The sequence below is a fragment of the Zoogloea sp. genome (genome assembly GCF_041908905.1).
Lineage (GTDB): Bacteria > Pseudomonadota > Gammaproteobacteria > Burkholderiales > Rhodocyclaceae > Zoogloea.
The window spans coordinates 123110-150065 of record NZ_JAYREK010000006.1; the positions used below are offsets into that span (position 1 = coordinate 123110).

Consider the following 26956-nt stretch of genomic DNA (forward strand, 5'->3'; position numbering starts at 1 on the left):
ATCAAAGGAACGATCATGAAGCAACTCAAGAAGACCCTGCTGGCCCTGACTGTCATCGGCCTGCAGGCCTGCGGTGGTGGCGGCGGTGGCGGTGGCAGCACCCCGCCGCTGAGCCTCGACACCGTGCAGGGTGTTTACGACACCACCACCTACAGCGGCAGCGGCCTGGGTGGAGCTACCCAGGCGGTGCGCGCCGTGGTGCTGCGGGACGGCACCACCTGGCTGTTCCTGATGGACGGCCTGACGGCGACCAACCCGTCGCCGGTGGGCCTCGCGAAGGCGGCCGTCACCGTGTCCGGGCAGAGCTTCAGCGGCACCGGCAAGCGCTACATGCTGGCCGACGCCTCCACCCACGCCGTCGCCGTCACCGGCAGCGTGCCGGCGGCCAGCACCGTCAGCCTGAACTTCAGCGACAGCGCGGGCGGCACCACCACCGCAACCACCACGGCCGCAGCGGTCAGCCGCTTCAACGCGGTCGCCGCCAAGGCCGACATGGCGGCCACCTGGACCTTCTCGGCCACCCAGCCGGCGGTGGGCGGCGGCACCGTGTCGGTGACCTGGAACTGGACTGTGGACGCCAATGGCACCTTGAGTGGCAGCAACTCCTTGGGCTGCGACTTCACCGGCACGGTGCTGCCGCGTAGCGAAGCGGTGGCGGTGTTCGACACCTCCATCACCGAAAACTGTGCCGGCACCACCCGTATCTTCAGCGGCGTGGCCTTCCAGAACAGCGCCCACACCTACACCACCTTCGGCCTGATCCTCAACGACGGCAGCACGGGTACGGTGGCGGTGGCGCAGAAGGTCGAACCGACCTGAGCGTTCAGTCCGCCGGGCCCCGGACCGGGCAGCAGCAGATGGCGCTCGGCTGGTGTCAGTTGATGCTTGTTCTCGGGGAGCGTTGACTCCCCGGGTTCGATCCTGGCTCCGGGTCCCTCGTGCCGGGGCCAGGTTGCGGCACTCCCGCGGTGGCGCAACCGGGGAGAAGGGCCGCTCAACGGCGGCGGCCTGTCGAGGCGCCACGCTCATCTTCCATGAACTTCCAGCGCAGCCGGCCAACTCCTGCCGGCCGTCGCTTCTTTTACGTCGCCCCGGCGCCTGAGCCGTGAACCAAAGCAAAAAGGCCAACTCTCACGGGCTGGCCTTTTTGTCTGAATCTGTTGGTGGTGATGGGCGGAGTCGAACCGCCGACCTACGGGTTATGAATCCGTCGCTCTAACCATCTGAGCTACATCACCGACCGAAGCCCGCTATAATAGACACCTAACTTCGACTGGTCAACACCAATTCACATGAAAAAGCTTTATATCCGCACTTTCGGTTGCCAGATGAACGAGTACGACTCGGACAAGATGGCGGATGTGCTCGGGGCGGCCGATGGCCTCGAGAAAACCGACAACCCCGAAGAGGCGGACGTGATCCTCTTCAACACCTGCTCGGTGCGCGAGAAGGCGCAGGAGAAGGTCTTCCACGACCTGGGCCGGGTGAAGCACCTCAAGCAGAAGAATCCCAACCTCATCATCGGTGTCGGCGGCTGCGTGGCGAGCCAGGAGGGCGAGGCCATCGTGGCGCGGGCGCCGTATGTGGACTTGGTTTTCGGGCCGCAGACCCTGCACCGCCTGCCCAGCCTGATCGCCGAGCGCAAGGCCTCCGGCCGCTCGCAGGTGGACATCTCCTTCCCCGAGATCGAGAAGTTCGATAACCTGCCGCCGGCCCGCGTCGAGGGGGCGAGCGCCTTCGTGTCGATCATGGAGGGCTGCTCCAAGTACTGCACCTTCTGCATCGTGCCCTACACCCGCGGCGACGAGATCTACCGCCCGCTGGCCGACGTGCTCGCCGAGGTGGCGGGGCTGGCGGCCCAGGGCGTCAAGGAGGTCACGCTGCTCGGCCAGAACGTCAATGCCTGGCGCGCGCCGGTGGATGGCGACGGCGGCGAGATGGCCGACTTTGCCTTCCTGCTCGAGTGCGTGCATGACATCCCGGGCATCGAGCGCATCCGCTACACCACCTCCCACCCCCGCGAGATGACCCAGCGCGTGGTGGATGCCTACGCGCGCCTGCCCAAGCTGGTGTCGCACCTGCACCTGCCGGTGCAGGCCGGCTCCGACCGGGTGCTGGCGGCGATGAAGCGCGGCTACACGGTGCTCGAATACAAGTCGCTGGTGCGCAGGCTGCGCGCGGCGCGGCCCGACATCTCCCTGTCGTCGGATTTCATCGTCGGCTTCCCGGGCGAGACCGAGGCCGATTTCGAGGCCACCATGAAGCTGATCGAGGAGCTGGGTTTCGACACCTCCTTCAGCTTTGTGTATAGCTCGCGTCCGGGCACGCCGGCCGCCGACCTGCCCGACGACACGCCCCAGGACGTCAAGCTGGCCCGCCTGGCCCGCCTGCAGAAGCGCATCGAGGCCCACGCGGCCACGATCAGCGCGGGCATGGTCGGCAGCGTGCAGCGCATCCTCGTCGAAGGCCCGTCCAAGAAAGACCCCAACGAGCTGGCCGGTCGCACCGACAACAACCGGGTGGTCAACTTTGCGGGCAACCCCCGCCTGATCGGCCATTTCGTGGACGTGAACATCGTCTCCGCGCTGCCCCATTCGCTGCGCGGCGAGATCGTCACCCGCGACTGAGGCCGGCCCGAATGCACGCCCCGACTTCCCCGACGGCTGCCGCTCTGGCAGCATGTGGCCGATGAAACCGATAGAAATCACGCTGCATCCCGTCGACAACCTGCGCCTCGCCAACCTGTGCGGGGCGCTCGACGAGAACATCCGCCAGATCGAGACCGCCTTCGATGTGACGATCGCCCGCCGCGGCGAGCGCTTCACGGTGCATGGCGAACCGGCCCAGGGCCACCTGGCCGCCCGCGCCCTGCGCCATTTCTACGACCGCGCGGACGCGGCCCTGTCGGTGGATGACATCCAGCTCGGCCTCATCGAGCTGTCCAACCTGGCCAATGCCAGCCCGGCGGCGCCGGTGCTGCTCACCCGCAAGGCCGAGCTGCACGGCCGCACGCCGCGGCAGGTGGATTACATCCGCCAGATCCAGGAGCACGACATCACCTTCGGCGTCGGCCCGGCCGGCACCGGCAAGACCTACCTTGCGGTGGCGAGCGCCGTCGATGCCTTCGAGCGGGAGCACGTGGAGCGCATCGTGCTCACCCGCCCGGCGGTCGAGGCGGGCGAGCGCCTGGGCTTTCTGCCCGGCGACCTGGCCCAGAAGGTCGACCCCTACCTGCGCCCGCTCTACGACGCGCTCTACGACCTGATGGGCTTCGACCGGGTCACCAAGCTCTTCGAGCGCGGCTGCATCGAGATCGCCCCGCTGGCCTTCATGCGCGGGCGCACCCTGTCGCGGGCCTTCATCATCCTCGACGAGGCGCAGAACACCTCGCCGGAGCAGATGAAGATGTTCCTCACCCGCATCGGCATCGGCTCGCGGGCGGTGATCACCGGCGACCTCACCCAGGTCGACCTGCCCCGCGGCCAGAAGAGCGGCCTCGGCGAGGCGGTGCAGGTGCTCGCCGACGTGCGCGGGGTGGCCTTCACCCAGTTCCTGAAAGAAGACGTGGTGCGTCACCCGCTGGTGGCGCGCATCGTCGCCGCCTACGAAACCCATTCCCAGCGCAACCAGCAGCAACAGGCCCAGCAATGAACGCAATCAAGCTCCCCCGTCGCCTCGACCTGTCGGTGCAATACGCCTGTAACCGCGAGGGTGTACCGTCGCGGGCTGATTTCCGGCGCTGGCTGCGGGCCGCCGAGCCCGGCGCGGCGCGCATCACGGTGCGGCTGGTGGACGAGGCCGAGGGGCGTGAGCTCAACCGCGACTACCGCGGCAAGGATTACGCCACCAACGTGCTCACCTTCGCCTACGACGAGGGCGAGGACATGCCCCTGCCCGAAGGCCTGCCGCTGATGGGTGATCTGGTGCTGTGCCGGCAGGTCGTCGAGCGCGAAGCGGCGGAGCAGGGCAAGGCCCTGGACGCCCATTACGCCCATTTATCCGTGCATGGTATGCTGCATTTGCAGGGTTTCGATCACGAAGACGACGCCGAAGCCGAAGAAATGGAAGCCCGGGAGCGCGAGATCCTCGCCGCGCTGGGCTACCCCGACCCGTACGCGGGAGAACGCTGACATGGTGGGGTGAGCAATGCGCCATGGGCGATGGGGCTCCCGAGCGGGGGCGCCATCGCCCATGGCCCATTTCTCATCCACCCCTTTTATGGAACCCTCCAGTAGCAAGCCGTCCCTGCTCGAACGTCTGTCCGCCCTGCTGAGCCGGGAGCCGGAAGACCGCGAGGAGCTGCTCAGCCTCCTCCATTCCGCCCACGACCGCAATCTCTTCGACGCGGACGCGCTGGCGATCATCGAGGGCGCCCTCCAGGTGTCCGACATGCAGGTGCGGGACGTGATGATCCCGCGCGCGCAGATCGACGTGGTGAACATCGAAGACTCCGTCGAGGAGATCACCCGCTTCGTGATCACCGCCGCCCATTCCCGTTTCCCCGTGATCGGCGACAACAAGGACGACGTGATCGGCATCCTGCTCGCCAAGGACCTGCTGCGGGTCTTCGCCGGCGAAGCCTTCAACCTGCGCGAGATGCTGCGCCCCGCGGTGTTCGTGCCCGAATCCAAGCGCCTCAACGTGTTGCTGCGGGATTTCCGGGTGAGCCGCAACCACATGGCCATCGTCGTCGACGAATACGGCGGCGTGGCCGGGCTGGTGACCATCGAGGACGTGCTCGAGCAGATCGTCGGCGACATCGAGGACGAATACGACTTCGACGAGGCCGCCGACAACATCATCCTCGACCAGGCCGGGCGCTACCGGGTCAAGGCCGGTACCGAGATCGAGGACTTCAACGCCGCCTTCGCCACCGACTTCAGCGATGCCGAATACGACACCGTCGGCGGCCTGCTGATCCGCCAGCTGGGTCGCCTGCCCAAGCGCAACGAGGTCGTCGAGCTCGCCGGGCTGCGCTTCCAGGTGCTGCGCGCCGATAGCCGGCGCGTGTATTCCCTGCTCGTCGAGCGCCTCCCCGAGGCCGAGCCGGTCGGCGGCTGATGGGCTGGCGTAAACAAGGCGCCGCCTTCCTGGCGGGAGGCGCGTCGGTGCTGGCCTACGCGCCCTTCGAGCTGTTTCCCGTCGCCGCCGTCTCGCTGGGCGTGCTGTTCTGGCTGCTCGGGCCGGGCGCGCCGGCGTCCCTCTGCGCCGACAGCCGCGGCCGGCGTGCGCGGGGCGGTTTCGGCATCGGCTTCGCTTGGGGCCTCGGCGCCATGCTGGCCGGCGTGTCGTGGCTGTACGTGGCCCTCAACCGCTTCGGCGGCATGCCGATGCCGCTGGCGGGGCTGGCGGTGCTGCTGTTCTGCGCGTTCATGGGGCTGTTCGCCGGCTTCTCGGGGGCGCTCTTCGGCGTGCTGCGGCAGGGCCGGGCGGGGCGTGATGCGCTGCTCTTCGCGGCGGCCTGGCTGCTCGGCGAATGGGTGCGCGGCTGGGCCTTCACCGGCTTCCCGTGGCTGGCCAGCGGCTACAGCCAGAGCCCGCCCAGCCCGCTGGCCGGCTTCGCGCCGGTGTTCGGGGTGTTCGGGGTTGGCGGGCTGCTGGCGGCGGTGGCGGCGCTGGCGGTGGCCGCCGTCGGCGCCCGCAACTGGCGCCCGGCGCTGGTGGCGGTGCTGATCCTGGCCGCCGGGGTCGGGCTGCGCGGGGTGGCCTGGACGGCCCCGGTGGGCGAACCGGTGCGCGTGGCGCTGCTGCAGCCCAACATCGAGCAGAGCCTCAAGTGGCGGCCGGAGATGCTGCAGCGCTGGCTGGAGGTCAACCTCTCGATGCTGCGCGACAACCCGGCACAGCTCGTCGTGCTGCCGGAGACCACCATCCCGCTGCTCATCGACCACCTGCCGCCGGACTACCGCGAGGCGCTCGCCCGCACCGCCGCCGGGCATGGCGGCGACGTGATCTTCGGCACCTTCGTCCGCGACGATGCGGGGCGCATCTTCAATGCCGCGGTCAGCCTCGGCAGCGCGCCGCCGGCCTTCTACGCCAAGCAGCACCTGGTGCCCTTCGGCGAATACTCGCCGCCGCTGTTCAGCTGGTTCTACGCCCTGGCCAGCATCCCGATGGCCGACCAGACCCGCGGTGCGGCGCGCCAGCCGCCGATGGCCCTGGCCGGCCAGAAGGTGGCGGTCAACATCTGCTACGAGGACGTCTTCGGCGAGGAGCTCATCCGCAGCCTGCCCGAGGCGACCCTGCTGCTCAACCTCTCCAACCTCGCGTGGTACGGCGACTCCTTCGCCCAGCCCCAGCACCTGCAGATCGCCCGTCTGCGCGCGCTGGAGACCGGCCGCCCGATGCTGCGCTCAACCAACACCGGCATGACCGCGCTGGTGGCGCCGGACGGCCGGGTCGAGGCGGTGCTGCCGGCCTTCGCGGCGGGCGCCCTGCACGTGGCGGTACGCGGCTACCAGGGCCTCACGCCCTACGCCCGCTGGGGCAACTGGGCGGCGGTGCTGGCCGCGCTGGCGGTGCTGGGCCTGGCGGCCCGCCGGCCGCGGGGCTGAATCCCCGCGAAGTGCCGTTTTACCGCCCTCCGGCGTGCCGGGCCGGGCGTTTCGGCGGGGGCGGAGGTATCATCCGGGCTTGCTCATCATCGAACAGGTTTCAGGCCCATGCGTTCTTACCCCACCAACAGCCCGGCGGCGGTCGCCCGCCTGATCGCCATGGCCATGCTCGCCGACGGCCGGCTGGACAACCGGGAAATCGACTGGATCAACCACCACGACACCGCCGCGATGGTGGGTGTCGATCGGGAAACCCTGATCCAGGTCCTCCTCGACTGCTGCCGTGACGTGATCACCGAGGCCGAGCAGGAGCGGGTCTTCCTGCTCGAGGAGGCGCGCCTCGCCCGTCTCGCCGACGACCTCACCGATCCGGCGCTGCGCAAGGTGGCCCTGTCGGCGATGCTCATCATCGCCAAGGCCGACGGCTCCGTCAGTGACGGCGAGGGGCCGCTGCTGCGCTTCCTGATGCAGCGCTGGGGGCTCGAGCTCGACGACCTCGCCGCCTGACCGGGGCCCCGTTTCCACCGCCGAACTCATAACAGACACACAAGGAGAAAAAACATGAGCGACCAGATCAAGTATCTGCTCGACGAATCCCGCATGCCCAAGGCCTGGTACAACATTGCCGCCGACCTGCCGGTGCCGCTGCCGCCGCCGCTGCACCCGGGCACCCTGCAGCCCCTCGGGCCGTCGGATCTGGCGCCGCTCTTCCCGAACGCGATCATCGCCCAGGAGATGTCCACCGAGCGCTACATCGACATCCCCGAGCCGGTCCGCGACGTGCTGCGCCAGTGGCGGCCCAGCCCGCTGTTCCGCGCCCGCCGCCTCGAGAAGCTGCTCGGCACGCCGGCCAAGATCTACTACAAGTACGAAGGCGTCTCGCCGGCTGGCAGCCACAAGCCCAACTCGGCGGTGCCCCAGGCCTGGTACAACGCCCAGGAGGGCGTCAAGCGCCTGACCACCGAGACCGGCGCCGGCCAGTGGGGCTCGTCGCTGGCCTACGCCGGCGGGCTGTACGGCCTCGACGTGACGGTCTTCCAGGTGCGCGTCTCCTACGACCAGAAGCCCTACCGCCGCGCGCTGATGGAAACCTGGGGCGCCCGCTGCATCCCGTCGCCGTCCCCCGAGACCGAGTACGGCCGCGCGGTGCTCGCCAAGCACCCGGACCACATCGGCTCGCTGGGCATCGCGATCTCCGAGGCCGTCGAGGTGGCCGCCCAGCACGACGACACCAAGTACGCCCTCGGCTCGGTGCTCAACCACGTGCTGCTGCACCAGACCATCATCGGCGAAGAGGCCATCCTGCAGATGGAGATGGCCGGCGACGACCCCGACGTGGTGATCAGCTGCGTGGGCGGCGGCTCCAACTTCGCCGGCATCGCCTTCCCCTTCATTGGCCTGGGCCTGCGTGGCGGCCCCAACGCCAAGAAGCGCCGCATCCTCGCCGTCGAGCCGTCGGCCTGCCCGTCCCTCAGCCGCGGCAAGTACGCCTACGACTTCGGCGACACGGCCCACCTCACGCCGCTGGTCAAGATGCATACCCTGGGCAGCGACTTCACCCCGCCGGGCCTCCATGCCGGCGGCCTGCGCTACCACGGCATGGCGCCGCTGGTCAGCCACGCCATGGAACTCGGTCTGATCGAGGCCCGCAGCGTGCACCAGACCGACTGCTTCGCCGCCGGCGTGATGTTCGCCCGCGCCGAGGGCATCGTGGCCGCGCCGGAGTGCACCCACGCCATCCGTGGCGCCATCGAAGAGGCCCTGCGTTGCAAGGCCGAGGGCAAGAGCGAGACCATCCTGTTCTGCCTGTCCGGCCACGGCCACTTCGACATGGCGTCCTACACCAACTACATGGCCGGCAAGCTGGTGGACCAGGAGTACGACGAGAAGGAGCTGGCGATGGCCCTCTCGATGCTGCCCAAGGTCGACGCCTGATCGCCGCGGGCGGGGCGCCCGGCCTGGAGGCGTGCCGGGCGCCCCGCCTTGGTCTATCCTTGCAACATGCCTCTCCCTCCTCCGACCGACTGGCACGCCCGGTCCCACGAAGAGGCCTTTGCGGCCTTTGAATCCAGCCGCCAGTCGGGCCTCGCCGAAGACGTCGCCGCCGCCCGACTGGCGGCCCATGGCCCCAACCGCATCGAAGCCCGCGCCGGTCGTGGCGCCGTGGTGCGCCTGGCGCTGCAGTTCCACCAGCCCCTCATCTACATCCTGATCGCCAGCGGCGCGGTCGCCGCCTTCCTCGGTGAATGGGCCGACGCGGGGGTGATCCTCGGCGTGGTGCTGATCAACGCGCTGATCGGCTTCATCCAGGAAGGCCGCGCCGAGGATGCGCTGGCGGCCCTCGCCCGCAGCGTGGCCAGCGACGTCACGGTGCTGCGCGAATCCCGCCGCCGCCGCGTCGACGCCGCCGAGCTGGTGCCCGGCGACGTGGTGTGGCTGGCCGCCGGCGACAAGGTGCCCTCCGACCTGCGGCTGTTCGACGTGCGCGCGCTGCAGGTCACCGAGGCCTCGCTCACCGGCGAATCCACCGCGGTGGCCAAGCACGCCGACGCGCTGCCCGCCGACAGCGTGCTGGCCGACCGCGCCAACATGGCCTACGCCGGCACCCTGGTGGTGGCGGGGCAGGCCGGCGGTCTGGTGGTCGCCACCGGGCGCGCCACCGAGACCGGCCGCATCGCCGACCTGCTCGACGCCACCGAAGCCCTCGCCACGCCGCTCACGCGGGCGATGGAGCGCTTCTCCAATTTCCTGCTGATGGTCATCCTGGGCCTCGCCGCCCTCGGCTTCACGGTGGGCAGCCTGCGCGGCGAGCCGCTCCTCGACATGCTGATGGCCGCCGTGGCGCTGGCCGTCGGAGCGATCCCCGAGGGCCTGCCGGCGGCCATCACCGTGACCCTGGCGATCGGGGTGGCCCGCATGGCCCGGCGCCGGGCCATCATCCGGCGCCTGCCAGCGGTCGAGACCCTCGGCAGCACCACGGTGGTCTGCTCCGACAAGACCGGCACCCTCACCGAGAACCAGATGACCGTCCGCGCGCTGCTGGCGGGTGGCCAGCGCTTCGCGGTGAGCGGCGACGGCTACGCGCCCGAGGGTGTCGTGACGCGCGCCGGCGGGCCGGCCCCTGTTGCCGGGCCGCTGCGCGAGCTGCTGGTGGCCGGGGTGCTGTGCAACGACGCCGGTCTCGTCGAGCAGGACGGCGTGTGGGGCATCACCGGCGACCCCACCGAGGCCGCGCTGCTGGTGGCCGCCCGCAAGGCCGGGCTCGACGAGCACGTGCTGCGCCAGGCCGCGCCACGCCTAGACGAGATCGCCTTCGATTCGGCCCGCCAGTACATGGCCTGCCTCAACCGTGTCGATGGGCACCCGGTGGTGGTGCTGAAGGGCGCGCCGGAGGTCATCCTGTCCCGCTGCGCGAGCATGCTCGACGGCGACGGGCGCTGCGTGCCGGCGGCCCTCGACGAGATCGTCCGCAGCGGCCGTGAGATGGCGGCCAGCGGCCTGCGCGTGCTGGCCTTCGCGCGGCTCGAGGTGGAGGGCGAGCGAATCGATGCCGGGCAGCTCGCCGGCGGGCTGTGCTTCCTGGGCCTCCAGGCCATGCTCGACCCGCCGCGGCAGGCGGCGCTGCGGGCCATCGCCACCTGCGCGGCGGCCGGCGTGGGTGTCAAGATGATCACCGGCGACCACGCCGACACGGCCCTCGCCATTGCCCGCGACCTGGGGATCGCCGCCGACGGCGACCGGGTGCTCACCGGCCGGCAGCTGGCGGCCCTCGACGAGGACGGCCTGCGTGCCGCGGTGCGGGAGGTGGATGTGTTCGCCCGGGTCGAGCCGGAGCAGAAGTTGCGCCTCGTGCAGGCCCTGCAGGCCAACGGCGAGGTGGTGGCGATGACCGGCGACGGGGTGAACGATGCGCCGGCCCTGAAGGCGGCCGACATCGGCGTGGCGATGGGGGCCGGTGGCACCGAGGTGGCCAAGGACGCCGCGGCGATGGTCCTCACCGACGACAACTTCGCCACCATCGAGGCGGCCATCGAAGAGGGGCGGGGCGTCTACGACAACCTCGTCAAGTTCATCATCTGGACCCTGCCCACCAACTTCGGCGAGGGGCTGGTGATCCTGTTCGCGGTGCTGGCCGGCGTCACGCTGCCGATCACGCCGCTGCAGATCCTGTGGATCAACATGACCACCGCGGTGCTGCTGGGCCTGGCGCTGGCCTTCGAGCCGATCCAGCGCGACGTGATGGCGCGCCCGCCGCGCGCGCCCGGCACGCCCATCCTCGACCGGGTGCTGATCCGCCGCATCGTGCTGGTGGGGCTGTTGCTGCTGGTGGCGGCCTTCGGGCTGTTCCTGCGCTGGCGCGGCCTCGGCGCCTCGCTCGAAGAGGCGCGCACGGTGGCGGTCAATGTCTTCGTGGCGGGGGAGATCGCCTATCTCTTCAACTGCCGCAACCTGCGCGGGCCATTCTGGTGCTGCGGCTGGTGGTCCAACCCGTGGTTCTGGGGCGGCATCGGCGCGATGGTGGTGCTGCAGGCCCTGTTCACCTACCTGCCGGTGATGAACCGGGTCTTCGCGTCGGCCCCGATCAGCCTGGCCGCCTGGCTGGAGATCGGTGCCGCCGCGCTGGCGACGGCCCTGGTGGTGGGGCTCGACAAGCACTTCACCGGGCGCCGCTGACGCCGCGCCGGCCGATCCCGGGCCGGGCGGCGATTCAGGCCCTCAGACCCGGAAGCGGGCCACCTGCTCCTTCAGCCCGCCGGCGATGCGCTCCAGATTGAGCGCCGCCTCCGCCGCGCCGCGGATGCTGGCGCTGGTGTTGTCGACCATGTGGGAGATCTCTTCCACCCGCTGGGCGATCGAGGTGCTGGCGGCGCTCTGCTCGTGGGTCGCGTCGGCGATCTCGTGGGCGCGGCCGACGGCTTCCCGGGCGCCGCGCTCGATGGCGCCGAGGGCGTCGGAGGCGTGGTTGGCCAGCGCGATCCCCTCTTCCACCTCGGGCAGGGCGGCGTTCATCGCGCTCACCGCGTTGCCGGTGTCGCTCTGGATGCCGGTGATCATCTGCTCGATCTCGGTGGTGGCCGAGGAGGTGCGTTCTGCCAGCTTGCGGACTTCGTCCGCCACCACCGCGAAGCCGCGACCCTGCTCGCCGGCGCGGGCCGCCTCGATGGCGGCGTTGAGGGCCAGCAGGTTGGTCTGGCCGGCGATTTCCTTGATCACGTTGGCGATCGACGAGACCTCGCCGATCCGGGCCTCGAGGGCGCGGATGCGCTCGGAGGCGCCGATGACGGTTTCCGACATCCGGCGGATGGCCTCGACGGCCTCGCCCACCCGGTTGCTGCCCTCGGCCGCGAGGCGCATCGACTCCTGGGCGTTGCGCTCGGTGTCGCGGGCGCTGGCCGAGATGTGGCTGGAGCTGACGGTGAGCTCCTCCATCGCGGCCGCCATCGCCGCGGTGGCGTCGGACTGGCGCTCGGCGGCGCCGGCCACTTCCACGGAAACCCGCGAGATGTGGTCGGCGTTGTCCGCCAGCTGGTTGGCGCCGTCGTTGATCTCGCCGACCATCCGGCGCAGGGCGCGCATCATCGTGGACAGGGCGTCGAGCATGCTGCCCTCGCGGGTCGCGCCGACCTCGGTGGTGAGGTCGCCGTCGGCCGCCTGGCGCATCACCGCGGTCGCCCGCAGCGGTTCGCCGCCGAGCTGGCCGGTCACGCTCTCGCTGATCCGCCAGCCGAACAGCCCCATCAGGGTCAGCAGGGCCAGCGAGATGCCGCCGAGGGTCAGCGCGATCGCGCGGAACTCCCGGTCCACGTCGTCCACGTAGATGCCGGTGCCGATCACCCAGCCCCAGGGGGCGAAGGCCATCGCGTAGGAGATCTTGGGTTGCGGCGCGTCGGCCCCCGGCTTGGGGAACCAGTAGTCGATGTAGCCGCCGCCTGCCGTGCCTGCCTTCACGATCTCCTGGATGATGTGCTTGCCGTTGGTGTCCTTCAGGCCGCTGGCGTCACGGCCTTCCATCTCGGGCTTGGGCGGCAGCAGGACGTAGTGGTTGTCGGTGCCGACCACGAAAAGGTAGTTGTTGCCGTCGTAGCGCACGGTGCGCAGGGCCTCGGTGGCGGCCTTTCTGGCATCCGCCTCCGACAGGCTGCCAGCCTGGGCCAGGGCGTGGAAATGCTTGAGGATGCTCGCGCCGCTCTCGACCTGGTGCCGGGTCTGCACCTTGCGGTCCTCGATCATCGTGGTACGCAGGCTGGTGAGGCTGACGGCGCACAGGGCGCTCAGGCCGAGCAGCATCATCCCGATGAGCAGGCGCATGCGCGCGGCGACGGCCAGATTGGCGAGTTTCATGGTGCAGTATCTCCTCGTCAGCCGCGGTGAGTTCCGCGGACGACAGCCCGGGCTGAAGGTTGCAGGCTCTTCAGCGCGGACTGTTTTTTAATGAATTTAAAGCTTTGTAAGCATTTTTGCGGCATTTGATGATCGCTTCTTGAGCGCTTTTGCGCCCGCCGGCGCGCAGGCCTGGCTCCCGCCCCGGCGTGGATGTTTGCAGCCCCGCCCGTGCGTTCGGGCGTCCCTTGCCCGTCCAAACGCAGTAAAATCACGGCTTTGCCCAAACCGCGCGGCCCGCGCCGCGGAGCATCCATGTCCGTCCAAAAACCGACTTTCCAGCAGATCATCCTGCGCCTATCGAACTTCTGGGCCGAGCACGGCTGCACGCTGCTCCAGCCCTACGACATCGAGGTCGGCGCCGGCACCTTCCACACCGCCACCTTCCTGCGCAGCATCGGCCCCGAGCACTGGAACGCCGCCTACGTGCAGCCGTCCCGCCGCCCCAAGGACGGCCGCTACGGCGAGAACCCCAACCGCCTGCAGCACTACTACCAGTACCAGGTGGCGCTCAAGCCCTCGCCGGCCAACATCCAGGAGCTCTACATCGACAGCCTGCGCGCGCTGGGCATCGATCCCAACGCCCACGACATCCGCTTCGTCGAGGACGACTGGGAATCTCCCACCCTCGGCGCCTGGGGCCTGGGCTGGGAGGTGTGGCTGGACGGCATGGAAGTCACCCAGTTCACCTACTTCCAGGAAGTCGGCTCGCTGCCGTGCAAGCCGGTGCTCGGCGAGATCACCTACGGTCTCGAGCGCCTGGCGATGTACCTGCAGGGCGTCGAGAATGTGTATGACCTGGTGTGGTCCGTCGGTCCCGACGGCACGCCCGTCACCTACGGCAACGTCTATCACCAGAACGAAGTCGAGCAATCCACCTACAACTTCGAGCACGCCAACGTCGATTGGCTGTTCCGCCTGTTCACCGAATACGAAGGCGAGGCCAAGCGCCTGCTGGCGGTGCCGCTGGTGCTGCCGGCCTACGAGATGGTCATGAAGTGCTCCCACACCTTCAACCTGCTCGACGCCCGGGGCGCCATCTCGGTGACCGAGCGCGCCGCCTACATCGGCCGCGTCCGTGCGCTGGCCCGTGAAGTGGCCCAGGGCTATTACAACTCCCGTGAAGCCCTCGGCTTCCCGATGCTCAAGAAGGAGGCCGCGTGATGACCGGCGCGACCCTGCTCGTTGAACTGCTCACCGAAGAACTCCCGCCCAAGGCCCTGCCCAAGCTCGGCCAGGCCTTCGCCAACGGGATTGCCGCCGGCCTGCGCGCCCGCGGCCTGGCTGCCGCCGACGGCGCCTTCCGCTGGTTCGCCACCCCGCGCCGCCTGGCCGTGAGCCTGGCCGGCGTGCTGGCCGAGGCCGCCGCCAAGGAAGTCACCGAAAAGATCATGCCGGTCTCCGTGGCCCTCGGCGCCGACGGCCAGCCGACCCCGGCCCTCGTCAAGAAGCTCGAGGCCAAGGGCATCCCGCTCGCCGCCGTGGAGAGCTTCGAGCGCCGCATGGACGGCAAGGCCGAAGCGCTGTTCTACACCAGCACCGTGGCCGGCGCGAAGCTCGCCGAGGTGCTCGCCGGCATCGTCCAGGACGCCCTCAAGGCGCTGCCGATCCCCAAGGTGATGCGCTGGGGTGACGGCGACGCCACCTTCGTGCGTCCGGCCCACAAGCTCACCATGCTCCACGGCGCCGACGTGGTGCCGGGCCGCGTGCTCGACATCGAGTCCGGCCGCATCACCCGCGGCCACCGCTTCATGAGCCGCGGCGACATCGCCATCGCCAGCGCCGACGCCTACGAGCCCACGCTGCTCGCCGAGGGCAAGGTGATCCCCGACTTCGCCGAGCGCCGCGCCGACATCGAGAAGCAGCTCGTCACCGAGGCTGGCCGCCAGGGTGCCGCGCTGGGCGACTACGCCGACCTGCTCGACGAAGTCACCGCGCTGGTCGAGCACCCCACCGTGTACGTGGGCGAGTTCGAGGCCGAGTTCCTGGCCGTGCCGCAGGAGTGCCTGATCCTCACGATGCGCGCCAACCAGAAGTACTTCCCGCTGTTCGACACCGAAGGAAAGCTGCTCAACCGCTTCCTGATCGTCTCCAACATGCAGATGGAAGACCCCGCCAACATCATCGCCGGCAACCAGCGCGTGGTGCGCCCGCGCCTGTCGGATGCGCGCTTCTTCTTCGAGCAGGACATCAAGGCCGGCCTCACCCCGCGGGTCGTCAAGCTCGGCTCGGTGGTCTATCACAACAAGCTCGGCTCCCTGGGCGACCGCGTCGAGCGCCTGTCCACCGTGGCCCGCAAGATCGCCGGCCGGCTGGGCGCCGACGAGAACCTGGCCAACCGCGCTGCGCTGCTCTCCAAGGCCGACCTGCTGACCGACATGGTCGGCGAGTTCCCCGAGCTGCAGGGCACCATGGGCCGCTACTACGCCCTCGCCGAAGGCGCGCTGCCGGTGGTCGCCGAGGCCATCGAGCAGCACTACCGCCCGCGCTTCGCCGGCGACCAGCTCCCCGACAGCAACATCGGCCGCGCGCTGGCGCTGGCCGACAAGCTCGACTCCCTGGTCGGCTTCTTCGGCATCGGCCAGGTCCCCACCGGCGACCGCGACCCCTTCGGCCTGCGCCGGGCCGCCCTCGGCGTGCTGCGCATCCTCATCGAAGGCCCGCTGCCCCTCGACCTCGTCGCGCTGATCGACGACGCGGCGGCCAGCTTCGCCCCCGGCCTGCTTGGCAGCGAGCTGCCGGGCCCGCTGTTCGACTTCATGCTCGAGCGCCTGCGCAACCTGCTGCGCGACGCCGGCCACGCGCCGGACGCGGTGGATGCGGTGCTGGCCCTCAAGCCCACCCGCATCGACCTGGTGGTGCCCAAGCTGCAGGCCGTGGCGGCCTTCCAGCAGCTGCCCGAGGCGGCGGCTCTGGCGGCAGCCAACAAGCGGATCGTCAACATCCTCAAGAAGGCCGATGGCCAGCCCGGCGAGCCGGACGTGGCCCTGCTGGTCGAGGACGCCGAGAAGGCGCTGTTCCACGCCATCGTCGAGGTGGCGCCGCTGGCCCGCTCCCACTTCCAGAACGAGGACTACACCGACGCCCTGCGCGTGCTGGCCGGCCTGCGGGCCGCGGTGGACCGCTTCTTCGACGAGGTGATGGTGATGGCCGAGGAGCCGCTGGTGCGTCAGAACCGCCTGGCGCTGCTCGGCCAGCTGGCCGGCCTGATGAACCAGGTGGCGGACATCTCCCGCCTGTCGGCCTGACGCGGAGAGGGGCCCATGAAGCTCATCGTGCTCGACCGGGACGGGGTCATCAACGTCGACTCCGAGCAGTTCATCAAGTCGCCGGACGAATGGAAGCCGATCCCCGGCTCCCTCGAGGCCATCGCCCGGCTCAATGAATCCGGCTGGCGGGTCGTCGTGGCCTCCAACCAGTCGGGGGTCGGGCGCGGTCTGTTCGACATGGATACCCTCAACGCCATCAACGAGAAGATGACGAAGGCCATCGGCCAGGCCGGTGGCCGGCTCGACGCCATCTTCTTCTGCCCCCACTCGGCAGATTCCACCTGCGACTGCCGGAAGCCCAGGCCGGGCATGTTCGTGCAGATCGCCGAGCGCTTCAACGTCGACATGAAGGGCGTGCCGGTGGTCGGCGACAGCCTGCGCGACCTGCAGGCCGGCGTCGCGGTGGGCTGCCAGCCCTACCTGGTGCTAACCGGCAAGGGGGCCAAGACCCAGGCCGACCCGGCGCTGCCGGAGGGCACCCTCGTCTTTCCCGATCTGGCTGCCGTGGCGGCCCAGCTCACCGCCTGAGGTTTACCGCCGTGGTCCTGATCCGCAATCTGCTTTTCATGCTGGCCCTGGCCGTGCTCACGCCGCTGTATGCGCTGATCGCCATGGCCAGCTTTCCCTTCGGCCCCAAGACCCGCCACCGCATCATCCGCGGCTGGCCGCACCTGATGGCGTGGGTCGTCAAGCACGTGCTGGGGATTCCCTACCGCCTGGTGGGCGCCGAGAACATCCCGGCCGGCCCGGCCATCGTGATGTCCAAGCACATGTCGGCCTGGGAGACCATCATGCTGCAGGACATCTTCCCGCCGATGGTTTTCGTGATGAAGAAGGAGATCCACAAGCTGCCCTTCTTTGGCTGGGGGATCGCCCAGATGCCGATGATCGCCATCGACCGGGCGGCCGGCAAGGATGCCCTGGCCCAGGTGGTGGAGCAGGGCATCGACCGGCTCGGCCACGGGTTCTGGGTGACCATCTTCCCGGAAGGCACCCGGGTCGCCCCGGGCAGCCGCAAGCGCTACAAGGCTGGCGGCGCCGTGCTGGCCGCCAGGAGCGGCGCGCCGGTGGTGCCGGTGGCCCACAACGCCGGCGAGTTCTGGGCGCGCAACGCCTTCCTCAAGCGGCCGGGCGAGGTGGTGGTCAGCATCGGTCCGGTCATCGAGACCCAGGGTCTCAGCGCCGAGGAGATCAATCGCCGCGCCGAAACCTGGGTCGAGGGCGAGATGCACCGCCTCTTCCCGCACCTCTACAAGCACCGTCACCACCACAAGGACACGTCGGCGGCGTGAGCGTGTCGGCTGTCGAGCTCCGCGAGATCATCCTCGCCGGGCAGCGCGTCGCCTACACCCTGCGGCGCAGCGCCCGCAAGACGCTGGGGTTGCGTATCGACCACCGCGGCCTCACCGTCGGGGTGCCGCTCCGGGTGGGGCTGCGCGAGGCGGAGGCCTTCATCCGCAGCCACGCGGAGTGGGTGGTCGACAAGCTCCACGCCCGCCCGCAGCCGCAGCCGGTCGAGCGCTTCGACCCGGTGGATGGCGCGGCGCTGCCCGTGCTCGGCGAAGCCTGGCAGCTGCGCGTCGGGCGTGGCAACAACCGGGTGCTGTGGCACGAGCAGGGCCCCGAGCGCATCCTCGAGCTGGCCCTGCGGGCCGGCGCCGATGCGCGCCAGCTCCTGTTGCGGGGCCTGCAGCAGCGCAGCCTTGAGCTGTTCACCAATCGGGTCGAAGCGTTCTGCCTGCGCCTCGGCCGGCCGATGCCGGCGGTGGGGCTCTCCAACGCCCGCACCCGCTGGGGCAGTTGCAGCAGCCTCAGCGGCATCCGCCTGCACTGGCGGCTGATCCATCTGCCCCTCCCGCTGATCGACTACGTGGTGGCCCATGAGGTGGCGCACCTGGTCGAGATGAACCATTCACCCCGCTTCTGGTCGGTGGTGGAGTCCCTTTATCCGGGGCACGTGGCCGCCCGCAAGGCCTTGCGACAGGCGGCCGCGGCCCTTCCTTCCATCTGAACCGAGGAAACTTCCATGCGTCTTCTTCACACCATGCTGCGGGTTGGCGATCTCGACCGCTCCATCGCCTTCTACACCGAGGTGCTGGGCATGCGCCTCTTGCGCCGCCACGACTACCCGGAGGGCAAGTTCACGCTGGCCTTCGTGGGTTTCCAGGACGAGGCGGAGGGGGCGGTGATCGAGCTGACCCACAACTGGGGCGTCGAGTCCTACGAGCTGGGCAACGGCTACGGCCACATCGCCCTCGAGGTGCCGGATGCCTACGCCGCCTGCGAGGCGATCAAGGCCCGCGGCGGCCGGGTGACCCGCGAGGCGGGCCCGATGAAGCACGGCACGACGGTGATCGCCTTTGTCGAAGACCCGGACGGCTACAAGATCGAGCTGATCCAGAGCAAGGGCCGCAAGGACTGAGCAAGCGCCCCGCCGCCTAGGCCTCCGCCAGCCCGAAGGCCTGGCGCAGCGCGGCGAGCTCGCTGCGCAGGGTGTCGAGGGCGGCGGGCGCCTCATCGAGGCGCTTGTCCCGCCCGAGGTGCTCCAGCCGTTCGGCGCTGGCGCGGGCGCGGGGGGCGCAGAAGTTGGAGACGGCGCCCTTCAGGGCGTGGGCCGCGTTGGAGAGGGCCTCCGGGTCGCCGGCCGTCAGCGCGGTTTCGATGTCCTGCACCAGGCGGCCCTCGTCCTCCGCGTACATGGCGATCAACTGCTCCAGCAGGTCGGTGTCGTCGCCCAGGTTGAAGAGGGCCTTCTCGCGCTCGAAGATGGGCGCGTCGCCAGTCATCGGCGGGGTGGCCCGCGGCGGCGCCGGGTCGGCGTTGCCGGTGTGCTGGATGAGGGCCTCGACCAGGTCGGGGGCGTGCACCGGCTTCGACAGGTAGCCGTCCATGCCGGCGGCCAGGCAGCGCTCCCGGTCGCCCTTCATGGCGTGGGCGGTCATTGCCACGATGGGGGTGCGGGGGCAGCCGGCGGCCTCGCGCTCGCGGATGCGCGCGGTGGCCTCGAAGCCGCCCATCACCGGCATCTGTACGTCCATCAGGATGATGTCGAAGTTGCTGCGGGCGTGGAGGGCGAGGGCCTCCTCGCCGTTGTTGGCCACCTCGACCTGGTGACCCAGTTTGCCCAGCAGGCGCAGCGCGAGGGTGCGGTTGACCGGGTTGTCCTCGGCCAGCAGCACGCGCAGCTGGCGCCGCTGCTCGCGCAGGCGGTGGCGGGTGATGAGGGGGCGGCTGTCGGCCTTGTCGTCGAGCGGGTCCACCGACAGCAGGATGGCGTCGAGCAGGTCGGAGGCCAGGGCGGGCATGGTCCGCGCTTCGGTGCTCAGCTCGGGCATCGGCAGGTAGGCGGCGATGCCCAGCTCGCGGCAGCGCGCGCCATCGCCGCGGCGGCCCTCGCCGGCCAGCATGATGATGCAGGGGGCCGCGTCGCCGCCGTGGCGGATCGCCTCGGCCAGCTGGAAGCCTTCGGTGTCGGGCAGCCGGGTGCTGATCAGCGCGACCCGGCAGGGGTGCCCGCTGTCGGCGCTCCGCTCCAGCTCGCGCAGGGCGGTGGCGGCATCGGGCGCGGCGACGGGGTGCATCCGCCACTGGCCGAGCAGCTCGACCAGGCTGGCCCGCTCAGCCGGGTCGGCCACCGCCACCAGCACCGGGAGGCCCTCGAGGTGCGCCCGTTCGTCCGTGACGGGGGCGGACTGGCCCAGCTCGAAACGGGCCGTGAAGTGGAAGATGCTGCCTTCGCCCGGGGTGCTCACGACGCTTAGTGTGCCGCCCATCGCTTCGACCAGCTGGGCGCTGATGGTGAGGCCCAGCCCGGTGCCGCCGTAGCGCCGGGTGGTGGAGGTGTCGGCCTGGGAGAAGGCGTCGAAGATGAGCGCCTGTTTTTCGGGGGGGATGCCGACACCGGTGTCGTGCACCCGGAAGACCAGCACGACCTCGCTGCCGTCGGCGGGCTGGGCATCGATCTCGACGACGACGGTGACTTCGCCGGCGGGCGTGAACTTGATGCCGTTGGAGATGAGGTTGATCAGCACCTGGCGCAGCCGGTGGGGGTCGCCGATCAGGCTGTCGGGCACGTCGGGGGCGACCTCGGCGCTGAGCTGCAGGTGCTTCTCGATGGCCCGCTGCTGGAGGGTGCGCACGGCCAGGGCCACGCAGTCGCGCAGGCTGAAGTCGATCTGTTCGAAGTCGAGCTTGCCGGCCTCGATCTTCGAGAAGTCGAGGATGTCGTTGATGATGTTGAGCAGCCCGTGGGCCGAGCTCTTGACGAGGGTCAGGTATTCCCGCTGTTCGTCGTTGAGCGGGGTGTCGAGGGCGAGGTCGGTCATGCCGAGGATGGCGTTCATCGGCGTGCGGATCTCGTGGCTCATGTTGGCCAGGAAGTCGCTCTTGGAGCGGCTGTTGGCCTCCGCGGCCTCCTTGGCTTCGCGCATCAGGGCCTCGGAGTGCTTGCGGTCGCTGATGTCGCGCAGGTAGGCGGTGATCATCCGGTTGTTGCCGGAGCCGCTGGCGGCGAGGGCGACCTCGATGGGGAATTCGCGGCCGTCGCGGTGGCGGGCGATCACTTCGAGGCGCCGGTAGGGGCTGCCCTCCATCGGGGTCAGGAGCAGGTCGCGGGCGGTCTGGAGCTGGGTGTCGCGGAGGCGCTCGGGGAAGATCAGGTCGGCGATGGGCTTGTGCAGGGCTTCGGCCCGCGAGATGCCGAAGCTGCGTTCGGCGGCGGGGTTGAATTCGAGCACCCGGCCTTCGGTGTCGGTTGAGATGATGCAGTCGAGGGCGGCCTCGGTGATGGCCCGGTTGCGCGACTCGCTGGTGGCAAGGGCCGACTGGCCCTCGAAGAGGCGGATGGAGGTCCAGTTGAGGGCGTCGACCAGCTGGCGGACCTCGGCGACCCCGCCGGGATTGCGCAGGGTCTGCCCCTGCTTGCTCTCGAGCCCCTGGGCGAAGGCGGTGGCCTCCTGCAGGCTGTGCAGCGGCGCGCGCAGGAAGTGGCGGATCGCCAGGGTGCCGAGGATCAGGGTGAGCACGCCGGCCAGCAGGCTGTCGCTGAGGATGTGGGCCAGGTTCTCGCTGGAGGCGGGGGCGATCTCGAGGCGCAGCCAGCCGACGGTGGTGTGGTGGCCGATGGGGGCCCAGACGACGATCCGCCCGCCGTCCCGCGCGGCCTTGCCGGTGGCTCCGGCGGGTGGCGCCAGCCGCGTATCGGCGGCGGGCTCGCTGAGGGGCCGGCCCTCGGCGATGCGGATGCTGGTGAGGACGGCGCCCTGGCGGTCGATGACGGTGGCGCGCCGGATGCGCGCGTTGCCGTCGAACTTGAGCAGGTGGGAGCCGATCTCGGCCAGCTCGCCCCGGGCGACGTGGGGCTCCAGCGCCGCGGCGAGGCTGGCGGTGAGGTCGTCCGCGTGGCGCAGCTCGAGACGCTCGATGAAGTCGGCCTGCTCCAGCCCGACGTACACGGCGTAGCCGCCCACCGAGAAGGTGAGCAGCAGCGCGAAGAGCAGGGCCAGCTGCTGGGCGAGGGTGTGCAGGCCCAGGCGGGAGGCGAGGCGGTGGAGGCAGTCGTTCATTCGTCTTGGAAACGGTCGCGAATGTCGAGAACGGCGTCCCACTGGTCGAAGAAGGCGTCCACACAGGCGGGGTCGAAGTGGGCGCCCTTGCCTTCGCGCAGGAAGCTGGCGGCGCGCTCGAGTTCCCAGGCGGCCTTGTAGGGGCGGGGCGAGGTCAGGGCGTCGAAGACGTCCGCCACGGCGACGATCCGCCCGACCAGGGGAATGGCTTCGCCGGCGAGGCCGTCGGGGTAGCCGCTGCCGTCGTATTTCTCGTGGTGGGTGAGGGCGATCTCGGCGGCCATCTGGATCATCGGCGAGGCGGAGCCGGTGAGGATGTCGTGGCCGATGCGGGGGTGGCGGCGCATGATCGCCAGCTCCTCGTCGTCGAGGCGGCCGGGCTTGAGCAGGATGTGGTCGGGGGTGCCGACCTTGCCGATGTCGTGCATCGGCGCGGCGACCAGGATGCGTTCGCAGAGCGCGTCGTCGAGGCCCAGGCGGCGGGCGATCAGCTGGGAATAGTGGGCCATGCGCAGGATGTGGGCGCCGGTCTCGGGGTCGCGGAACTCGGCCGCGCGGGCGAGGCGCATCACGGTTTCCTGTTCCCGCGCGGCGATCTCGGCGGTCTTGCGGATGACGGCCTCGCGCAGGTCGTCGTTCCAGCTGCGCAGGCGCTTGTGGCTCTCCCGCAGGCTGAGCATGGTGCGCACGCGGGGATCGAACTCGTTGCGGTCGATGGGCTTGGTGAGGAAGTCGTTGGCGCCGGCGCCGAGGCTCTCGTAGCGGACTTCCTTCTCGTGGGCCGCGGTGACCATCAGGATCGGGACGCTGTCGGCGGGGTAGAGCTTGCGGAGGGGCCGGATGAAGTCGATGCCGTTGATGTCGGGCATCATGTAGTCGACGATCAGCAGGTCGGGCTCGTTGGTGCTGCACCACTGCAGCCCCTCGAGGGGGTCGGAGAAGGTGACGATCAGGGTGTCGGGCGGCGTGAGCTTGCGGACGAGGGCCTGGATGAGCGTCAGGTTGAGCGGCGTGTCATCAACGATCGCGATGGCCATGGTGACTCCGGGGTGACTGGTGTGAGCGCTCCGCAGGCGGGGCGTGCCTCAGATTATCGGCCCTACGGCCTCGAAATTGAGCCTCGTGGCCGGCACAGGCGGTGGTGCGGCCGGCGCCTGGGGTGCGGTATCCGGCAAGGTCAGCACGAAGCGGCTGCCCGCGCCCGGTGTGCTGTCCACTTCGATCCGCCCGCCCAGCAGGCCGGTGGCCAGGTTATACACGATGTGCAGGCCGAGGCCGCTGCCGCCCTTGCCGAGGCGCGTGGTGAAGAAGGGGTCGAAGATCCGCCGCAGGTTGGCCGCGGGGATGCCGTTGCCGTCGTCGTCGAAGCGGATCTCGACCCGGGTGGCGCCGACCCGCCGGGAGGTGATCCGGATGTGCCCCCGCGCCCGCCCGTCGAAGGCGTGCAGCAGCGCGTTGTCGACCAGGTTGGTGAAGATCTGGCCGAGGGCGCCGGGGTAGCTGTCGAGCTCCAGGGGCTCGGTGGGGGTGATCTCCAGGGCGTAGGGGCTGTTCTTGAACATCGGGCTGAGGGTGATCGCCATCTCGTGCAGGAAGCCGCCGAGCTCGAAGCGCCGTCGCTGTTCGCTGGTCCGGTCCACCGCCACCTGCTTGAAGCTGCGCACCAGCTCCTCGGCGCGGACGAGGCTGCGCATCAGCAGCCCGGTGGCGTCGAGGGTGGACTCCAGATGGCCGTCGAAGCGGCTGCGCCGCAGCTGGCCGGCGGCATGCTCGTCACGGATCTCGCGGGCGTTGGCGGCCAGGGTGGTGGCGATGGTGACGCTGTTGCCGATGGGGGTGTTGAGCTCGTGGGCGATGCCGGCCACCAGCGAGCCCAGCGCGGCCATCCTGTCCTGGCGGACCAGCTCTTCCTGGGTGTGGTGCAGGGCTTCGAGGGTGGCCCTGAGTTCGGCGGTGCGGTCGGTGACGCGCTGTTCGAGGGTCCGGTTGAGTTCTTCGATGTGGTGCTGGGCGCGGCGCAGTTCGGTGATGTCCATTACCGTCCACAGCGCGCAGTCCTGCCCGTCGATGTAGAGCAGGCGCCCCGAGATCAGGCAGGTCAGCACGTCGGCGTGGCTGGGCCGGTTGAGCTGGATCTCGCGCTGGAGGATGGTGTCGTGGTCGGCGAGGCGCTCGTAGATCCGCTGCCTGTCGGCGAGGTTCACCCACAGCCCGAGTTCGAGCGCGCTGCGGTGGCGGATCGCGTGCCGGTCCAGGCCGAACAGCTGCTCCCAGGCGGGGTTGGCATCCAGGTAGGCGCCGTCGCTCATCCGGGTGAGGGCGAGGGCGCAGGGGGCCGAGTCGAAGATCGCCGCGAGGCGGGCTTCGGCCTCCCGGAGCCGGCGGGCGGCGTCGAGGCGGGTGGCCTCGCTGCGCGCGGCTTCGGCCTGCAGCAGCCCTTCGAGGCGTCGGGCGGCGGCCCGGCGGCGCCCCCCCGCCCCCGCGCGCCCCCACAGGACCACCAGCCGCAGCATCAGCAGGGCGCCGGTGACCAGGCCTGGAAAGGCGGTGTCGGGCAAGAAGGGCTCCTGGAGGGGCTCAGCGCAGGGCGCGGAGCAGGTCGGCCAGCGTGGCAAAGCCGACATCATAAAAGTGCTGCAGGAGGGGCGCCAGATGGCCGAGGGTCAGCAGCAGCACGCCGAAGCCGACGGTCAGCGTGATCGGGAAGCCGATCGCGAAGAGGTTGAGCTGCGGCGCGGCGCGGGTCAGCACGCCGAGGGCGATGTTGGTGATGAGCAGGGCGGTGACGACGGGCAGCGCCATCAGCAGGCCGCTGGCGAAGATGCTGGCGCCGAAGCGGACGAGGATCATCCAGCCGCCCCTGTGGGGCAGGGTGGCGCTGACCGGGAGCCACTCGAAGCTGCGGGCGAGGGCGTCGAGCATCAGCAGGTGCCCGTTGAGGCTCAGCAGGACGAGGGTGGCGAGGAGGGTCAGGAACTCGCCGACAACCGCGGTCTGCCCGCCGGCGATCGGGTCGAAGAAGGTGGCGAAGGAGAGGCCCATCTGCAGGCTGATGATCTCGCCCATCAGGTCGAGGGCGGCAAACACGACGCGCAGCACGAGGCCCATCGCGATGCCGATCAGCGTCTGCTGGACGATCAGCAGCAGGCCGCTCCAGGAGTCGAGGGCCGCCTGCGGAACCGACGGCACCACCGGCATCAGGCCCAGCGTGACGGCCAGCCCCACCATCAGCTTGATGCGACGCGGCACGGCGTTGTTGCCGAACACCGGCGCCGCCCCGAGGAAGCCGAGGATGCGCGCCATCGGGTAGGCCAGCAGGGCCAGCCAGCCCTCGAGCTGGGCGGAGGTGACGGAGAGCACGGGCCTCAGCCGATCATCGACGGGATGCTCTCGAAGAGACGCCGGATGAAGTCGGTCAGGATCGTGATCATCCATGGCCCGGCGAGCACCAGGGTGATGAAGGTGGCGATCAGCTTGGGGACGAAGGACAGGGTCTGCTCGTTGATCTGGGTGGCGGCCTGGAAGATCGACACGATCAGGCCGGTGACCAGCGCGGCGATGAAGAGCGGCGCCGACACCAGCAGGGTGATCTCGAGGGCCTGGCGGCCGAGGTCGATGACGGTGGTGGGGGTCATGGCGGCTCCTGGGGTCAGCCGAAGCTTTGCACGAGGGAGGCGATCAGCAGGTTCCAGCCGTCGACCAGCACGAACAGCATGATCTTGAAGGGCAGCGAGACGATCGCCGGGCTCATCATCATCATGCCCATCGACATCAGCACCGAGGCGACGACCATGTCGATGATGAGGAAGGGGATGAAGATGATGAAGCCGATCTGGAAGGCGGTCTTCAGCTCGGAGGTGACGAAGGCCGGGATCACGACGCGCATCGGCAGGTCTTCGGCCTTGTCGACCCGCGGGGTCTTGGCGAGCTTGGAGAAGAGGTTGAGGTCGGGCTCGCGGACCTGCTTGAGCATGAAGGCCTTCATTGGCACGGTGGCCCGGTTCACGGCTTCGTCGAAATTGATGCGATTTTCGGACAGGGGCTGCCAGGCCTCGGTGTAAACCCGGTCGGCCACCGGGGCCATGATGAAAAAGGTGAGGAACAGCGACAGCCCCACCAGCACCTGGTTGGGCGGCGAGGTCTGGGTGCCGAGGGCATGGCGCAGCAGCGACATCACGATGATGATCCGCGTGAAGCTGGTGGTCATCAGCACCAGGGCGGGGATGAAGGACAGCGCCGTCATCAGCAGCAGGGTCTGCATCGACAGGCTGTACTGGGTGCCGCCGCCGGCGGCGGGCGTGCTGGTGAAGGCCGGCAGGGCCTGGGCCAGCACCGGCAGCGGGGCCAGCAGGCACAGCGGCGCCCAGCGGGCGGCGAGGCGCGAGGCGCGACGGAGGCAGGGTTTCATCGGGAGCGCCGTTCGAGGGTCTGCTTGAGCCAGCTCTGGAAATCCTTGCCGGCGGGGGTGTCCGGGGGGGGCGGTGCGCTGGGCAGGTCGGCGGCATCGAGGGTGTGCAGGGGGGTGATGCGTCCGGGAGCCACGCCGAGCACGAGCACCTTGTCGGCCACGTCCACCAGCACCACCCTTTCGCGGGGGCCGACGGCGGTGGCGCAGCGCACCTTCAGCAACCCGGCCGACTTGCCGCCACCAGCGCCCAGGCGCTTGAGCACGTGCAGGCTGGCATACAGGAGGCCGATCACCACGGCCAGGCCGAGGAGCATCTGCACGAGGCTGCCGGCCGCGTCGAGGCTGCCATCGGCCGCGAGGGCGGCGCGGGGGGCGGCGAGCAGACCGGCGATGAGGAGGACGGGGCGCATGGGGCTGGGGGAGAACCAGTTTGATGGGAGCCTGCTCAGCTTAGCGAGCAGGCCACCGTCTGGATGGCTCGATAAGGCGGGCAAAACGGCACTTTTTCATGATTTGAGCGGGGCGCCAATAGCTGGCATGAGCTCAGACGGGTATCAGCTGTCTGGGACCGGACTTTGCTGATTTTCCGCATCAATGATGCCGATGCTCAGCCCTCCGCTGGGGACACGGGACGTGACTGATCTACCGATAACTGGCCGGGTCGATGGCCGGGGTGACCTGGTTCTTGAAGACGCCGCGGCCCTGGCGCTGGAGCTTGTCGGGCGGCGGGGGGCTGATGAAGACGAGGCTGGCCTCGCGGTTGTTGCGCAGGTTGATGGC

The 26956-nt window shown here is 69.8% G+C and carries 23 protein-coding genes and 1 tRNA gene; 15 read left to right on the top strand and 9 right to left on the bottom strand.

Annotated elements, in window-relative coordinates; translation table 11 throughout:
• Positions 1-15: 15 nt before the first annotated feature.
• Entirely contained in the window at positions 16-819 is an 804-nt protein-coding gene (locus tag ACE3OU_RS06000) for a hypothetical protein (protein WP_374240633.1), read from the top strand.
• Positions 820-1161: 342 nt separating this feature from the next.
• Here ACE3OU_RS06000 and ACE3OU_RS06005 read toward each other — a convergent pair.
• Positions 1162-1238, bottom strand: a tRNA-Met gene (locus ACE3OU_RS06005).
• Between the two features lie 54 nt (positions 1239-1292).
• On the opposite strand from ACE3OU_RS06005, the gene miaB reads away from it, so the two are divergent.
• The 8 genes from miaB to ACE3OU_RS06045 all read left to right on the top strand — a co-directional run bounded on the left by miaB (position 1293) and on the right by ACE3OU_RS06045 (position 11228).
• Positions 1293-2627, top strand: coding sequence for a tRNA (N6-isopentenyl adenosine(37)-C2)-methylthiotransferase MiaB (miaB, locus tag ACE3OU_RS06010; protein ID WP_374240634.1), 1335 nt, complete (start codon positions 1293-1295; stop codon positions 2625-2627).
• A gap of 61 nt (positions 2628-2688) precedes the next feature.
• Positions 2689-3651, top strand: a complete 963-nt coding sequence (locus ACE3OU_RS06015) for a PhoH family protein (RefSeq protein ID WP_374240635.1) — start codon at positions 2689-2691, stop codon at positions 3649-3651.
• A complete protein-coding gene (gene ybeY / locus ACE3OU_RS06020; protein ID WP_374240636.1) occupies positions 3648-4130 on the top strand; it encodes an rRNA maturation RNase YbeY in 483 nt (160 codons plus the stop codon). Before ACE3OU_RS06015 ends, ybeY begins: the two co-directional genes overlap by 4 nt.
• Positions 4131-4218: 88 nt before the next feature.
• Positions 4219-5061: an HlyC/CorC family transporter gene (locus ACE3OU_RS06025; protein ID WP_374240637.1), complete on the top strand. Its 843-nt coding sequence runs from the start codon at positions 4219-4221 to the stop codon at positions 5059-5061.
• Positions 5061-6554 carry an apolipoprotein N-acyltransferase gene (gene lnt, locus ACE3OU_RS06030; RefSeq protein ID WP_374240638.1) on the top strand — a complete coding sequence of 498 codons (1494 nt, stop codon included), beginning with the start codon at positions 5061-5063 and terminating at the stop codon, positions 6552-6554. The genes ACE3OU_RS06025 and lnt overlap by 1 nt, the downstream gene beginning before the upstream one ends.
• Before the next feature lie 108 nt (positions 6555-6662).
• Entirely contained in the window at positions 6663-7061 is a 399-nt protein-coding gene (locus tag ACE3OU_RS06035) for a hypothetical protein (protein ID WP_374240639.1), read from the top strand.
• A 54-nt stretch (positions 7062-7115) separates the two neighbouring features.
• On the top strand, positions 7116-8489 hold the full coding sequence (locus tag ACE3OU_RS06040; RefSeq protein ID WP_374240640.1) for a TrpB-like pyridoxal phosphate-dependent enzyme: 1374 nt from the start codon (positions 7116-7118) through the stop codon (positions 8487-8489).
• Positions 8490-8555: 66 nt separating this feature from the next.
• Positions 8556-11228, top strand: a complete 2673-nt coding sequence (locus tag ACE3OU_RS06045) for an HAD-IC family P-type ATPase (protein ID WP_374240641.1) — start codon at positions 8556-8558, stop codon at positions 11226-11228.
• Between the two features lie 42 nt (positions 11229-11270).
• Here ACE3OU_RS06045 and ACE3OU_RS06050 read toward each other — a convergent pair whose 3' ends face one another.
• Positions 11271-12896, bottom strand: coding sequence for a methyl-accepting chemotaxis protein (locus ACE3OU_RS06050; protein WP_374240642.1), 1626 nt, complete (start codon positions 12894-12896; stop codon positions 11271-11273).
• Between the two features lie 294 nt (positions 12897-13190).
• On the opposite strand from ACE3OU_RS06050, the gene glyQ reads away from it, so the two are divergent.
• Genes glyQ through gloA form a run of 6 tightly spaced genes read left to right on the top strand, consistent with a single transcriptional unit; the run spans position 13191 to position 18626 of the window.
• The gene (glyQ, locus tag ACE3OU_RS06055) at positions 13191-14099 is read left to right on the top strand and encodes a glycine--tRNA ligase subunit alpha (protein WP_374240643.1); all 909 of its coding nucleotides are present in this window, start codon (positions 13191-13193) and stop codon (positions 14097-14099) included.
• Positions 14099-16183, top strand: a complete 2085-nt coding sequence (glyS, locus tag ACE3OU_RS06060; protein WP_374240644.1) for a glycine--tRNA ligase subunit beta — start codon at positions 14099-14101, stop codon at positions 16181-16183. The genes glyQ and glyS overlap by 1 nt, the downstream gene beginning before the upstream one ends.
• A gap of 15 nt (positions 16184-16198) precedes the next feature.
• Positions 16199-16732 carry a D-glycero-beta-D-manno-heptose 1,7-bisphosphate 7-phosphatase gene (gene gmhB / locus ACE3OU_RS06065; protein ID WP_374240645.1) on the top strand — a complete coding sequence of 178 codons (534 nt, stop codon included), beginning with the start codon at positions 16199-16201 and terminating at the stop codon, positions 16730-16732.
• 11 nt (positions 16733-16743) lie between these two features.
• Complete coding sequence (locus tag ACE3OU_RS06070) at positions 16744-17496, top strand: lysophospholipid acyltransferase family protein (protein WP_374240646.1); 753 nt, start codon at positions 16744-16746, stop codon at positions 17494-17496.
• Positions 17493-18215: a M48 family metallopeptidase gene (locus ACE3OU_RS06075; protein ID WP_374240647.1), complete on the top strand. Its 723-nt coding sequence runs from the start codon at positions 17493-17495 to the stop codon at positions 18213-18215. Before ACE3OU_RS06070 ends, ACE3OU_RS06075 begins: the two co-directional genes overlap by 4 nt.
• A 15-nt stretch (positions 18216-18230) precedes the next feature.
• Positions 18231-18626, top strand: a complete 396-nt coding sequence (gloA, locus tag ACE3OU_RS06080) for a lactoylglutathione lyase (RefSeq protein ID WP_374240648.1) — start codon at positions 18231-18233, stop codon at positions 18624-18626.
• Between the two features lie 16 nt (positions 18627-18642).
• Here gloA and ACE3OU_RS06085 read toward each other — a convergent pair whose 3' ends face one another.
• Genes ACE3OU_RS06085 through fliO form a run of 7 tightly spaced genes read right to left on the bottom strand, consistent with a single transcriptional unit; the run spans position 18643 to position 26586 of the window.
• The gene (locus ACE3OU_RS06085) at positions 18643-21768 is read right to left on the bottom strand and encodes a response regulator (protein WP_374240649.1); all 3126 of its coding nucleotides are present in this window, start codon (positions 21766-21768) and stop codon (positions 18643-18645) included.
• Positions 21765-22805 (bottom strand): HD domain-containing phosphohydrolase, encoded by a 1041-nt coding sequence (locus ACE3OU_RS06090; protein ID WP_374240650.1) that lies wholly within the window; start codon positions 22803-22805, stop codon positions 21765-21767. The genes ACE3OU_RS06085 and ACE3OU_RS06090 overlap by 4 nt, the downstream gene beginning before the upstream one ends.
• Before the next feature lie 48 nt (positions 22806-22853).
• Complete coding sequence (locus ACE3OU_RS06095; protein WP_374240651.1) at positions 22854-24326, bottom strand: ATP-binding protein; 1473 nt, start codon at positions 24324-24326, stop codon at positions 22854-22856.
• A 19-nt stretch (positions 24327-24345) separates the two neighbouring features.
• A complete protein-coding gene (gene fliR / locus ACE3OU_RS06100; protein ID WP_374240652.1) occupies positions 24346-25128 on the bottom strand; it encodes a flagellar biosynthetic protein FliR in 783 nt (260 codons plus the stop codon).
• A gap of 5 nt (positions 25129-25133) precedes the next feature.
• Positions 25134-25403 (bottom strand): flagellar biosynthesis protein FliQ, encoded by a 270-nt coding sequence (fliQ, locus tag ACE3OU_RS06105; RefSeq protein WP_374240653.1) that lies wholly within the window; start codon positions 25401-25403, stop codon positions 25134-25136.
• 14 nt (positions 25404-25417) lie between these two features.
• On the bottom strand, positions 25418-26176 hold the full coding sequence (fliP, locus tag ACE3OU_RS06110; RefSeq protein WP_374240654.1) for a flagellar type III secretion system pore protein FliP: 759 nt from the start codon (positions 26174-26176) through the stop codon (positions 25418-25420).
• The gene (gene fliO, locus ACE3OU_RS06115) at positions 26173-26586 is read right to left on the bottom strand and encodes a flagellar biosynthetic protein FliO (protein ID WP_374240655.1); all 414 of its coding nucleotides are present in this window, start codon (positions 26584-26586) and stop codon (positions 26173-26175) included. Before fliO ends, fliP begins: the two co-directional genes overlap by 4 nt.
• Between the last annotated feature and the right edge of the window lie 370 nt (positions 26587-26956).